Genomic DNA, 12,105 nt, shown 5'->3' on the forward strand with positions numbered 1-12,105 from the left:
TCGCCCCCGGGGGCTCCGCCCCGGACCCCGCTCCTCAGACGCCGGAGGGGCCGAAACCTTCCCGCTGGAACCTTCCCGGAGTGTGCCCGCACCCGGGATCCGGCGTGAGGGGCCGTGCCGGTACATCGATGCCCGTCGCCACCGACGCCCACGCCTCACCCGACGGCGACGGGCTGATGCACCGGCACGGCCCCGCCCCACGACGCACCGGCACCGAACCCGCGACCGCCGTCCGCTCCTGCTCAGGACTCCAGTTCGCGCAGTTGGTCCAGGAACCACTGGGCCGGGGGCAGGGCGGTCGCCGCGGCGGCCAGGCGCTTGGTGCGTTCGGCCCGTTCGCCGGGCTGCATGCCGAGGGCCTCGTGCAGCGCCCGCGCCGTGCCGGTGACGTCGTACGGGTTCACCGTGATCGCGTCCTCGCCCAGTTCCTCGTAGGCGCCGGCCTCCCGCGACAGGACCAGCGCGCAGCCCTCGTCGGAGACGACCGGGACCTCCTTGGCGACGAGGTTCATGCCGTCCCGGATGGGGTTGACGAGGGCGACGTCGGCCAGCCGGTAGGCGGCGAGCGAGCGTGCGAAGTCGTCCTTCACGTGCAGCACCACCGGGGTCCAGCCCGGCGTCCCGTAGCGGGAGTTGATCTCGTCGGCGAGCCGCTGCACCTCGGCCGTGTAGTCCCGGTACACCGCGAGGTCCTGCCGCGACGGATAGGCGAAGGCCACGTGGACCACCCGCTCGCGCCACTCGGGGTGGTCGTCGAGCAGCTGCCGGTACGCCAGCAGTCCCCGCACGATGTTCTTGGACAGCTCGGTCCGGTCGACGCGCACGATCGTCCTGCGGTCCGCGCCGATCTCCTCGCGCAGCGCGGCCATCCGTTCCCCGACGTCCGCCCGGTGCGAGCGCTCGCGCAGGAACTCGGCGTCCGCGCCCAGGCCGTGCACCCCGATCCGGGTCTCGCGCACGGTCGTCCCGGAGCCGTCCAGGTGCCCCGCCGCCCGGGGTTCTCCCGAGGCCCAGGACCCGGTCCAGCGCCCGGGGTCGGCGGTCTCCGCGCAGCGCAGGAACGCCGTGGCCCACCGCCAGGTCAGGAACGCCACCCGGTCCGCGCCGAGCATGCCCGCCAGCAGCTCCGCGCGGATGTCGTCGGGGAGCATCCGGAAGTAGTCCTCGGGCGCCCACGGGGTGTGGGAGAAGTGACCGATGCGCAGGTCGGGGCGCAGCTCGCGGAGCATGCCCGGCACCAGGCACAGGTGGTAGTCCTGGACCAGCACGGCCGCGCCCTCGGCCGCTTCCTCGGCGAGCGCCTCGGCGAAGGCCCGGTTGTACGTCCGGTACGACTCCCACCGGCGCCTGAACCCGGCGTCGAAGACCGGCTCCAGCGGGGTCTGGTAGAGCATGTGGTGGACGAACCACAGCACCGAGTTGGCGATGCCGTTGTACGCGTCGGCGTGCACCTCGGCGTCGACGGCCAGCATCCGCACACCGTCCTCGTGGACCCCGCGCCGCACGGCCTCCCGGTCACCGTCGCCGAGGGCCGAGCAGACCCAGAGGGCGCCCGCGTCCGGCCCGATCGCCGAGAGTCCCGAGACGAGGCCGCCGCCGCCGCGTCTGGCGTCCAGCGAGCCGTCCTCCCGTACCTGGTAGGTGACCGGGCCGCGGTTGGAGGCGACCAGAATCCTGTGGGCACCATGCGTTGAAGCCATGCCTCGAAACCTAGCCCCGTGTCGAAACAATCAAACGCGCCCTTCGGCCGTATGCGATCGACGGCCGTCGGCGCCCGGCTATGCGGCTTTGCGCCGCTGGTACTCGGAGATTTCGGTCATCGGGGGCCTTTCCTCGGTGTCCACGGAGTACGTGCGCGGCCGGAAACCGTCCCGGTCGCGCTCGAACTGGGTGAGGGAGGGGCGGATCAGGTGGCCGCGCGCCAGCCGGAGCTGTGCGGTGCGGTAGATCGCGGCGGCCATGCGGCCCAGCGCCTGGCCGTCCTGGTGGCGGTGCTTGCGCACCCCGACGTCGACCTGGGCGAGGGCGTCCAGGCCCACCAGGTGCAGGGCGTCGACGAGCATGCCCAGTTCGACGCCGTAGCCGACGGGGAAGGGGAGCTGTTCGAGCAGCGAGCGGCGGGCCGCGTACTCGCCGCCGAGCGGCTGGACGAAGCCCGCGAGCTGCGGCCAGTGCATGTTCAGCAGGGGGCGGGCCATCAGCTCGGTGACCCGGCCGCCCTGCCCGCCGGTGCCGGCCAGCGGGCGGTCGTACATGGCCTTGACCAGGTCGACGCCGGGCTCGGTGAGCAGGGGGCCCACGATCCCGGAGACGAAGTCGGACGAGAACTCCTTCAGGTCGGCGTCGACGAAACAGACGATGTCCCCGCTCGTCACGAGCAGCGACCGCCACAGCACCTCGCCCTTGCCGGGCACGGCCGGGATCCGCGGGAGGATGTCGTCGCGGTGCACGACCCGCGCGCCCGCGGCGGCGGCGACCGCGGAGGTGCGGTCGGTGGAGCCCGAGTCGACGACGACGATCTCGTCGACGAGGGGCACCTGCTGCATCAGGTCGTGCCGGATGACCGAGACGATCTCGCCGACCGTCTCCTCCTCGTTGAGCGCGGGCAGCACCACGCTGACCGTCGACCCGGTGGCGCGTTTGGCCGCCATGAGCCTGTGGAGCGGGCGGTCGGTCACGGACCAGGAGCGTGTGCTCAGCCAGCTCTCGACTTCTCTCAGCACCGTCTGCGGCTCCTCACTGTCTGATCACACGCTCTCATCGGCGTGCCCGCTGCGGCCAGCGGCAGATCGATTGGCTCGTCTCGCGGTTCGGACGACTATCTCAACTGTCCTGGGCTTCGGTTACAGTCTTGAACAACGCGCATGACCATCGCATGTCCTGGATCTTCGGCGCGTATCGCGTTCAACAGTTCAACAATCAAATACCGCTCATCCAGAGGGGCAGAGGGATACGGCCCGATGAAGCCCCGGCAACCCTCCAGCCGGTCTCGTACCGATCGATGTCGATCGCGTCGCGGGGCTCCCGGCTAGGGAAGGTGCCAAATCCGTCTCACGGCGAAGTGCGCCGTGAGGAAGATGAGGAGAAAGGGCCTCGCCTCCATGGCTGCGCAGACAGTTGCAAGCACCACGAACTCCGCCGACACGGTCGACCTCGGTCCGGCCGCGGCGCTTTCCTGCCGCGAGTGCGGACACCGCGTCCCGCTCGGCCCGGTCTTCGCCTGCGAGGAGTGTTTCGGCCCGCTGGAGATCGCCTACGACTTCTCGGCCTACGACACCGAGGAGCTCCGCAAGCTGATCGAAGCGGGACCCGCGAACATCTGGCGCTACGCGCCGCTGCTGCCCGTCCCCGCGGACGTGGCGGACAAGCCGAACATCAACCCCGGCTGGACCAAGCTCGTCCAGGCCGACAACCTGGCCCGTGAGCTGGGTGTCGACGCCGGGAAGCTCTTCGTCAAGGACGACTCCGGCAACCCGACGCACTCCTTCAAGGACCGCGTCGTCGCCCAGGCCCTCGAAGCGGCCCGCGCCTTCGGGTTCACCACCCTCTCCTGCTCCTCCACCGGCAACCTCGCCGGAGCGGTGGGCGCCGCGGCGGCCCGCGCCGGCTTCCGTTCCTGCGTGTTCATCCCGCACGACCTGGAGCAGGGCAAGGTCGTCATGGCCGCGGTCTACGGCGGCGAACTCGTCGGCATCGAGGGCAACTACGACGACGTGAACCGTTTCTGCTCCGAGCTGATCGGCGATCCGGCCGGAGAGGGCTGGGGCTTCGTCAACGTCAACCTGCGGCCCTACTACGCCGAGGGCTCCAAGACGCTGGCGTACGAGATCTGCGAGCAGCTCGGCTGGAAGCTCCCCGACCAGCTCGTCGTGCCGATCGCCTCCGGCTCCCAGCTCACGAAGATCGACAAGGGGCTCCAGGAGCTGATCAAGCTCGGGCTCGTCGAGGACAGGCCGTACAAGATCTTCGGTGCCCAGGCCGAGGGCTGCTCCCCGGTCTCCGTCGCCTACAAGGCAGGCCACGACGTCGTGCGGCCGCAGAAGCCGGACACCATCGCCAAGTCGCTCGCCATCGGCAACCCCGCGGACGGACCGTACGTGCTGGACATCGCGCGGCGCACCGGCGGCGCGGTGGAGGACGTGAACGACGAGCAGATCGTCGACGCGATCAAGCTGCTCGCGCGCACCGAGGGCATCTTCGCCGAGACGGCCGGCGGTGTGACCGTCGGCGTCACCCGCAAGCTGATCGAGAACGGTCTCCTGGACCCGACCCTGACGACGGTCGTGCTGAACACCGGCGACGGCCTCAAGACCCTGGACGCGGTGGCCTCCGACACCGGGCTGACCGCGACCATCCGTCCGAACCTCGACTCCTTCCGAGAGGCTGGCCTCGCATCATGAGCGTCAACGTCCGCATCCCCACCATCCTGCGCACCTACACCGGTGGCGCCGCCGAGGTGAAGGCCGAGGGCGCGACCCTCGCCGAGGTCATCGCCGACCTGGAGAAGAACCACACGGGCATCGCCGCGCGCGTCCTGGACGACCAGGGCAAGCTGCGCCGCTTCGTGAACGTGTACGTCAACGACGACGACGTGCGCTTCGAGCAGGGCCTGGAGACGGCGACCCCGGACGGCGCGGGCGTCTCGATCATTCCGGCCGTCGCCGGAGGCTGATCGTTACCCTCGGTAATGCCGAACACGCTGAGTTCATCGAATTGCCCCCTCCGTGAGAGAAACGGAGGGGGCAATTCTGTAGGGTTGAGCGCGCTAGAGTTGGGGAAACCACTCCGCTTTCGATGTTGGTTTCATGCCGGACGCATATGAGTGACCGTTCGGCGGCCGACAAGAAGTAGCCAAAGTGGATCGCCTTTTTGGGCATTTTATGGCATTTGCGGGGCCCGAATTGCCCCGGATCTTCGCGTATCCTCCGCATATCATTGATCAGCCATGCCCAGAATTCTCGTCCGATTGACCTGTTGCAGAGGGCAGTTGGACAGATACATTCAGCCGCGGTCGACGCGTTCCGGCGCACACCCCCAACCGTTGGGGGGTGAGGTCTGACCCGGATCCGCGAAGTGTGGATCTGTGCAAGGGCCAGTAATAGGGGAGTTAGGCATGGCTCAGGGCACCGTCAAGTGGTTCAACGCGGAGAAGGGGTACGGCTTCATCGCGGTCGACGGTGGTGCGGACGTCTTCGTGCACTACAGCGCGATTCAGATGGACGGCTACCGCACCCTTGAAGAGGGTCAGCGAGTGGAGTTCGAGATCTCGCAGGGCCAGAAGGGTCCGCAGGCGGACATGGTCAAACTCGCCGTCTGATCGGGCGCGAACGACCACCGACTCACTCACGCACGAGGGGCCCGCATCCCGCAGGGGATGCGGGCCCCTCGTGCGTCCATGGCCGGCTCTCCCGCGTAGTGCGTGCGCCCGCGTGCCCGCGAGCGCCCTCGGTCAGGGCGCCGCGAGGAGGCTGCTCGGCGGCCCTGTTTTGCCGAGAGGCGCTTGCACTCGCAGGGGTCGAGTGCTAATCATTGGCGTTAGCACTCTCCGAGTGAGAGTGACAGAACTTGGATCGGGCCGGCGAGGTCCGCGGGCCTGTGGGGCAAGGAACCACAGGGCTCGGGGGCCGTCCGTCGCGGGCGTGGGCGCGATCCGGAGCAATCCACCCCGTCCGGGAGGACCACTTCACATGGCCAAGATCATCGCGTTCGACGAGGAGGCACGGCGCGGTCTCGAGCGCGGGATGAACCAGCTCGCCGACGCCGTCAAGGTCACCCTCGGCCCCAAGGGCCGCAACGTCGTCCTCGAGAAGAAGTGGGGCGCGCCCACGATCACCAACGATGGTGTGTCCATCGCCAAGGAGATCGAGCTCGAGGACCCGTACGAGAAGATCGGCGCCGAGCTGGTCAAGGAAGTCGCCAAGAAGACGGACGACGTCGCCGGTGACGGTACGACCACCGCCACCGTCCTCGCCCAGGCGCTCGTGCGCGAGGGTCTGCGCAACGTCGCCGCCGGCGCCAACCCGATGGCCCTCAAGCGCGGTATCGAGAAGGCCGTCGAGGCCGTCTCCGGTGCCCTGCTGGAGCAGGCGAAGGATGTCGAGACCAAGGAGCAGATCGCTTCCACGGCCTCCATCTCCGCCGCCGACACCCAGATCGGCGAGCTCATCGCCGAGGCGATGGACAAGGTCGGCAAGGAAGGCGTCATCACCGTCGAGGAGTCCCAGACCTTCGGTCTGGAGCTGGAGCTCACCGAGGGTATGCGCTTCGACAAGGGCTACATCTCGGCGTACTTCGCCACCGACATGGAGCGTATGGAGGCCGTCCTCGACGACCCGTACATCCTGATCGCGAACTCCAAGATCGCGAACGTGAAGGACCTGCTCCCGCTCCTGGAGAAGGTCATGCAGTCGGGCAAGCCGCTGCTGATCATCGCCGAGGACGTCGAGGGCGAGGCCCTGTCGACCCTGGTCGTGAACAAGATCCGTGGCACCTTCAAGTCCGTCGCCGTCAAGGCCCCGGGCTTCGGTGACCGCCGCAAGGCCATGCTCGGCGACATCGCCATCCTCACGGGCGGCGAGGTCATCTCCGAGGAGGTCGGCCTCAAGCTGGAGAACGCGGGTCTGGACCTGCTGGGCCGCGCCCGCAAGGTCGTCATCACCAAGGACGAGACCACGATCGTCGACGGCTCCGGCTCCGCCGACCAGGTCGCCGGCCGTGTGAACCAGATCCGTGCCGAGATCGAGAACTCGGACTCGGACTACGACCGCGAGAAGCTCCAGGAGCGTCTGGCGAAGCTGGCCGGCGGCGTGGCCGTCATCAAGGCCGGTGCCGCCACCGAGGTCGAGCTCAAGGAGCGCAAGCACCGCATCGAGGACGCCGTCCGCAACGCGAAGGCGGCCGTCGAGGAGGGCATCGTCGCCGGTGGTGGCGTGGCCCTGCTCCAGGCTTCCTCGGTCTTCGAGAAGCTCGAGCTCTCGGGCGACGAGGCGACCGGTGCCAACGCCGTGCGCCTGGCCCTGGAGGCCCCGCTCAAGCAGATCGCCGTCAACGGTGGTCTCGAGGGTGGCGTCATCGTCGAGAAGGTGCGCAACCTTCCCGTCGGCCACGGCCTGAACGCCGCGACCGGTGAGTACGTCGACATGATCGCCGAAGGCATCATCGACCCGGCGAAGGTCACGCGTTCCGCCCTGCAGAACGCCGCCTCCATCGCCGCGCTGTTCCTGACCACCGAGGCCGTCATCGCCGACAAGCCGGAGAAGGCCGCCGCGCCGGCCGGCGGCGGCATGCCGGGCGGTGACATGGACTTCTGATCCCTTCGCGGATCGGCGGTTCGTCGCAGTACGGAACCGAGGGCGGCACCCCCTTCAGAAGGGGGTGCCGCCCTCGGGCGTTCACGGCCTCCCGCCGCGGCCGGCCGAGCCGCGGCGGGAGGGACGGTCAGGAGTTGGCGAACGCGTCGCGCAGCCGCATCTCGTTGAAGCCGTTGTCGTCGTAGTCGTCCGAGTACGTCAGCGCGAGCCGGCCGTTCGGGGCGACGGTCACGGCCGGACCGCCCTGGCCGCCACCGGTCACCACGTTCATCCGGGTGGCGGGGAACCTGCCGGCCGTCGTTCCGTCGGCGTTGAAGCCGCGGGCCCACACGTCGTCCTTGCCCGCGTGCAGGGCGCCGCCGACGAACACGTCGAAGGCCTCCTTCCACGCGACGACGAAGGTGCCGTCGTCGGCGACCGTGACATCGGCGTCAGCCTGGTCGGAGATCGGCCGCTTGTCGTCGACGTAGGGGCCGGTGTCCGTGCCGTCCTCGGTGGTCCGCCGGTCCGCCGCCGCGGGGCTGCCGGCCGCCGAGAAGAAACGCTGCTGGATCCGCTGCGGGCGGACCAGCGTGCCGCTGCCCGTGGTGTACTCGTCCGTCCACGCCACGACGAACCGGCCGTCGCCCGTGGACGCCACCGCGGGCTTGGTCTGCTGCCCGTCGGTGAGGGAGTTGCCCGTCCTGCGGGTCACGGAGAAGCCGCCCGAGGTGTTCAGCTTGGCGACGCCGATGTTGATGCCGCCGTTGCCGTCCGCGTCCTCCTCCCAGGCGATCACGGTGTTCCCGGCGTCGTCGATCGCCGCGTCGGGCCGGCGGTTCGATCCGGCGGCACCGGAGTTGATCGTGCTGACCTGGACGTCCTGGTAGCGCAGCGCGCCGGTCCCGGACCAGCTGCTCGCGTACACCTGGTTGAGGGTCGAGCCGTCGGCCGTGTTCTCCCAGGCGACGGTGTAGGAGCCGTCGCCGGCCACCGCGACCGTCGGCCGCAGCTGGTCCCCGTCACCGGAGGCGTGCGGGCGCGGCAGGGTGGTGACCGTGCCGCCCGGGGTCACCTTGCGCACCGCGATGTCCGCGTACTTGTTGCCGTCGTCGTCCTTGGCCCACACGACGATGGCGTTGCCCTGGTCGTCCACGCCGACGTCGGGCTTCTGGTGCGACCAGGTCGTGCCGGTGCCGGTGTTGCCGTTGCTCAGCAGCTTCTCGTCCCACAGCGGCACCCCGTCCTTGTACAGGCGCAGGTACACGTCGGTGCCCAGCTCGCTGTCCGAGGAGTCGTGCCGGTCGCCCTGCTCGTACGCCACCGCGGTGTAGACGGGGGAGGTGCCGCCGGAGGCGACGGCGCTGTAGTGCTGGTCGCCGCTCGCGTTCACGTTGACCCGGGAGTAGTGCTGGGACGTCGAGCCGTACTTCGCGGCGTCGAGGTCGACCGCGCCCGCGCGCACCTTGTCGAAGTTGGCGACGTAGGCCTGGTAGGTGCCCGCGTCGTCGATGCGCAGGATCGTCTCGTCGTTCGTCTTGAGCGAGCCCGCGGTCCAGTTGTGGGAGCCCGTGTACACGTGCTGGACCTGGGTGCCGTCGCTCTTCTTCCACTCCGTCAGCAGGTACTTGGAGTGGGTGGTGCCGTGGTTGCAGGAGGATCCCGCCGCGGCCTTGTAGCGGCAGCCGCCGGGGCGGTTGCCGTAGGCCGCGACGTCGAGGGCGGTCAGGTCGTTGATGCCGTTGTTGCCGCCGCCGTCACTGAGGTCGCGGGCGTTCGCGTCGACGCTGCACCCCTGGGACCGTTTCGCCGCCAGGGCGTCGTAGACGGCCGGGCGGGTGGTCCGCTGGTCGAGTTCGGCGGCCGAGATCCTGATCTTCCCGCTGATCGAGCAGTCGACCTGGTCGATGAACGAGGCGAGGATGTCGGCGTTGCCGTAGTAGGAGGCGTCCGAGGCGGTGTCGCGCGGGAAGAAGTACGCCTCGACCGGGGAGGACGGGTCGCCGGTGGTGTGGTCGTACGTCGTGTGCAGGCTGTCGGCGGAGTGCCTGACCTGGTCGTTGAAGTGCGCGCGGTACCGGGACGCGAGGGTCGCGTTGCCGGACACGACGACCGCGTTGTTGATCTCGCCGTCCTGGCCGCCGGCGAGGTTCTGCGAGCTCTGCCAGACGACGTTCTTGCGTCCGTCGGTGAGCGCGTCGAACACGATGTACTTGTCGTGGTCGATCGCGTTCGTGTCGCCCGAACCGTTGCCCATGCAGCCGCGGGAGCACCAGGTGAGGGTGGAGCCGCCGGTCAGCGCGAGGCTGTCCAGGTCGCTGCTGGGCCGGTTCGCCGACTCCGAGATGATGCGCAGCGTGACGCCGCGGTCCTGGGCGGCGGTGAGCTTCGCCCGCAGGTCCGAGCTGTTGAACCAGTACATGCCCATGTACAGGGTCGAGCCGGGAGCCGCGAGGTCGACCAGGTCGCCGACCGAGGTGTTGATCGAGGAGTCGTACGTCGTGGGCTTGGGGTAGTTGAAGACCGCTGTGTAGTTCCCCGAGACCACGGTCTCCGCCCGGGCCGCGGACGGGGCGAGCAGGGTCGCGCCGAGAGCCAGGGGCGCGGCGAGTGCCGCCAGCCGTCTTGTGTGTCGGCTCATCAATTTCCTTTTGTTCGAAAGCCGTTCGAAGCGGTCACACCCTATCGACAGGCAGGGGGCGCTCTTCGTCCGGCGCTCGGCGCGCGGGGCCTCCCGCCCCGGCCGGTCGGGGCCGCGCGGGCCGGGGCGGGAAGCGTTCCGCCGGCCGGACGCCTCCTGGGGTGTGGCCTGAATCACGGTGTCGGGTGCGGGAGTGGCGGAATGCCGCGCCCGGCGGAGCGGTTGACCCGGACGGGCAGTCGATGCATGTGCACATACCGCGCGGAATCTCCTGTCCCGCAGACCGCTCGCCGTCGTACCGACCACCTCTCCGAGGAGCCCCCACGTGACCGCTGACGCCGCGTCCCGCGCCGCCGAGATCCTGTCCCGTCCCGTTTCCCTCAACGGCCTGACCGTCCCGAACCGGATCGCCATGGCCCCGATGACCCGGATGTTCTCGCCGGGCGGCGTCCCGGGGGAGGACGTGGTCGGCTACTACTCCCGCCGCGCCGCCGCGGGCGTCGGTCTGATCGTCACCGAGGGCACCTACGTCGGCCACGACTCCGCCGGACAGAGCGACGCGGTGCCGCGTTTCCACGGCGAGGACCAGCTCGCCGGCTGGGCGAAGGTCGCCGACGCCGTACACGCGGCGGGCGGCACGATCGTCCCGCAGCTGTGGCACATAGGCATGGTCCGCAAGGCGGGCGAGCCGCCCTTCGCGGACGCCCCGCCCGTCGGCCCCTCCGGCCTCTACAAGGAGGGCGCGGAGGTCACCGGCAAGGCCATGACCCAGCAGGACCTCGACGACGTCGTCGAGGCCTTCGCCAAGGCCGCGGCGGACGCCGAGCGCATCGGCTTCGACGGCGTCGAACTGCACGGTGCCCACGGCTACCTGATCGACCAGTTCCTGTGGTCCGGCACCAACCGGCGCGAGGACGCCTACGGCGGCGACCCGGTGGCCCGTACGAAGTTCGCGGCGGAGATCGTGGCCGCGGTACGCGCCGCCGTCTCGCCCGAGTTCCCCGTCATCTTCCGCTACTCGCAGTGGAAGCAGCAGGCGTACGACGCCCGGATCGCCGAGACCCCGGAGGAGCTGGAGGCGATCCTCGGCCCGCTCGCCGCGGCCGGTGTGGACGCCTTCCACGCCTCCACCCGCCGTTACTGGCTGCCCGAGTTCGACGGCTCCGACCTCAACCTCGCCGGCTGGACCAAGAAGCTCACGGGCAAGACCGCCATCACCGTCGGTTCGGTCGGCCTGGACGGCGACTTCATCAAGGCGTTCGTCGGCGAGGGCTCCCCGGTCAAGGGCATCGACGACCTCCTCGACCGCCTGGAGCGCGACGAGTTCGACCTCGTGGCCGTCGGCCGCGCGCTGCTCCAGGACCCCGAGTGGGCGGCGAAGGTCCTGGCCGGCCGTTTCGACGAGCTGGCTCCCTACGACGCGGCGGCGCTGAAGACGCTGAGCTGACCGGACGGGCTTCCCGGTGACGGGGGGAACGGGGGAGGGACGGCGCCCGCCGTGACGCGGGCGCCGTCCCTTTGCGCGCTCCGCGCCGGCCGGCCGTCACGGAGCGCCCGCCCACGGACCGGCCGGTCCGGGCCGCCCGTCTAGAGGTTCCCCATCGGCTCGATGTCGACCTTGACCGGCGTGCCCCAGATGCGGAGCACCTCGTAGTCGGTGAACTCGTGGACCAGGCGGTAGGCCATGCCGGGGCGGGGGGCCCTGCGCTCGGCGGCGAGGTAGCGCTCGGCTTCCTGGCGGTCGCGGCGGGGGGTGCCGCACAGGAGCCACGTCTGGCCGTTCCAGACCTCCGGGAGCCAGCGCTGCTGCGGCTGGGGGCGGTCTCCGCGGACTCCGTAGCGGGACATCGTGCGGTCGGGCAGCTCGTCCGGAGCGGGCGTCCGGCCGTGCCCGTAGGCGTCGTTGACCTCGGTGCGGCGGGCGGTGCGGCGGCGGGTCTCGCAGAGCAGACAGCGGTCCGGGGCGCTCTCGTCCACCGGGCCGTTCGGGTGCTCGGCGCAGCGGGTGGTCGGCGCGGCCGTCGTCACCGTCTCGTCGAGCAGGTCCAGGGCCCGCTTCAGATCCGCCTTGACCTCGTGCAGCCTGGCGTCGGGGGTGTCGGCGTTCAGTGCGTCGCCGTGCTCCCCGAGCAGCCGCAGGGCGCGGCCGAGGGCGGTCAGCTGTGCGTGGTTCAT

At 70.0% G+C, this 12,105-nt stretch carries 9 protein-coding genes and 1 riboswitch; of the genes, 5 read left to right on the forward strand and 4 right to left on the reverse strand.

Translation table 11 applies throughout. From position 1 onward, the window contains the following. Positions 1-242: 242 nt before the first annotated feature. Together CW362_RS20695 and CW362_RS20700 are read right to left on the reverse strand one after the other, a co-directional pair. Positions 243-1,700 (reverse strand): alpha,alpha-trehalose-phosphate synthase (UDP-forming), encoded by a 1,458-nt coding sequence (locus CW362_RS20695; RefSeq protein WP_103550989.1) that lies wholly within the window; start codon positions 1,698-1,700, stop codon positions 243-245. Positions 1,701-1,778: 78 nt separating this feature from the next. Further along, positions 1,779-2,723 carry a glucosyl-3-phosphoglycerate synthase gene (locus tag CW362_RS20700; protein WP_103550990.1) on the reverse strand — a complete coding sequence of 315 codons (945 nt, stop codon included), beginning with the start codon at positions 2,721-2,723 and terminating at the stop codon, positions 1,779-1,781. A 204-nt stretch (positions 2,724-2,927) separates the two neighbouring features. Then, positions 2,928-3,084, forward strand: a riboswitch (SAM riboswitch). A gap of 17 nt (positions 3,085-3,101) precedes the next feature. Between CW362_RS20700 and thrC the strand changes: the two genes are divergently transcribed. The 4 genes from thrC to groL all read left to right on the forward strand — a co-directional run bounded on the left by thrC (position 3,102) and on the right by groL (position 7,310). Beyond that, on the forward strand, positions 3,102-4,400 hold the full coding sequence (thrC, locus tag CW362_RS20705; protein WP_103550991.1) for a threonine synthase: 1,299 nt from the start codon (positions 3,102-3,104) through the stop codon (positions 4,398-4,400). After that, entirely contained in the window at positions 4,397-4,672 is a 276-nt protein-coding gene (locus CW362_RS20710) for a MoaD/ThiS family protein (protein ID WP_103550992.1), read from the forward strand. The genes thrC and CW362_RS20710 overlap by 4 nt, the downstream gene beginning before the upstream one ends. A 441-nt stretch (positions 4,673-5,113) precedes the next feature. Continuing rightward, positions 5,114-5,317 carry a cold-shock protein gene (locus CW362_RS20715; RefSeq protein ID WP_005315736.1) on the forward strand — a complete coding sequence of 68 codons (204 nt, stop codon included), beginning with the start codon at positions 5,114-5,116 and terminating at the stop codon, positions 5,315-5,317. Between the two features lie 370 nt (positions 5,318-5,687). After that, positions 5,688-7,310 (forward strand): chaperonin GroEL, encoded by a 1,623-nt coding sequence (gene groL, locus CW362_RS20720; RefSeq protein ID WP_103550993.1) that lies wholly within the window; start codon positions 5,688-5,690, stop codon positions 7,308-7,310. 127 nt (positions 7,311-7,437) lie between these two features. On the opposite strand, the gene CW362_RS20725 is transcribed toward groL, so the two are convergent. Then, complete coding sequence (locus CW362_RS20725; RefSeq protein WP_103550994.1) at positions 7,438-9,930, reverse strand: phospholipase D-like domain-containing protein; 2,493 nt, start codon at positions 9,928-9,930, stop codon at positions 7,438-7,440. Positions 9,931-10,255: 325 nt separating this feature from the next. On the opposite strand from CW362_RS20725, the gene CW362_RS20730 reads away from it, so the two are divergent. Further along, positions 10,256-11,377: an NADH:flavin oxidoreductase gene (locus tag CW362_RS20730; RefSeq protein ID WP_103550995.1), complete on the forward strand. Its 1,122-nt coding sequence runs from the start codon at positions 10,256-10,258 to the stop codon at positions 11,375-11,377. Between the two features lie 140 nt (positions 11,378-11,517). Here CW362_RS20730 and CW362_RS20735 read toward each other — a convergent pair whose 3' ends face one another. Further along, complete coding sequence (locus tag CW362_RS20735) at positions 11,518-12,105, reverse strand: hypothetical protein (RefSeq protein ID WP_103550996.1); 588 nt, start codon at positions 12,103-12,105, stop codon at positions 11,518-11,520.

Source organism: Streptomyces populi (assembly GCF_002911015.1).
In the GTDB taxonomy this organism is placed as follows: Bacteria; Actinomycetota; Actinomycetes; order Streptomycetales; family Streptomycetaceae; genus Streptomyces; species Streptomyces populi.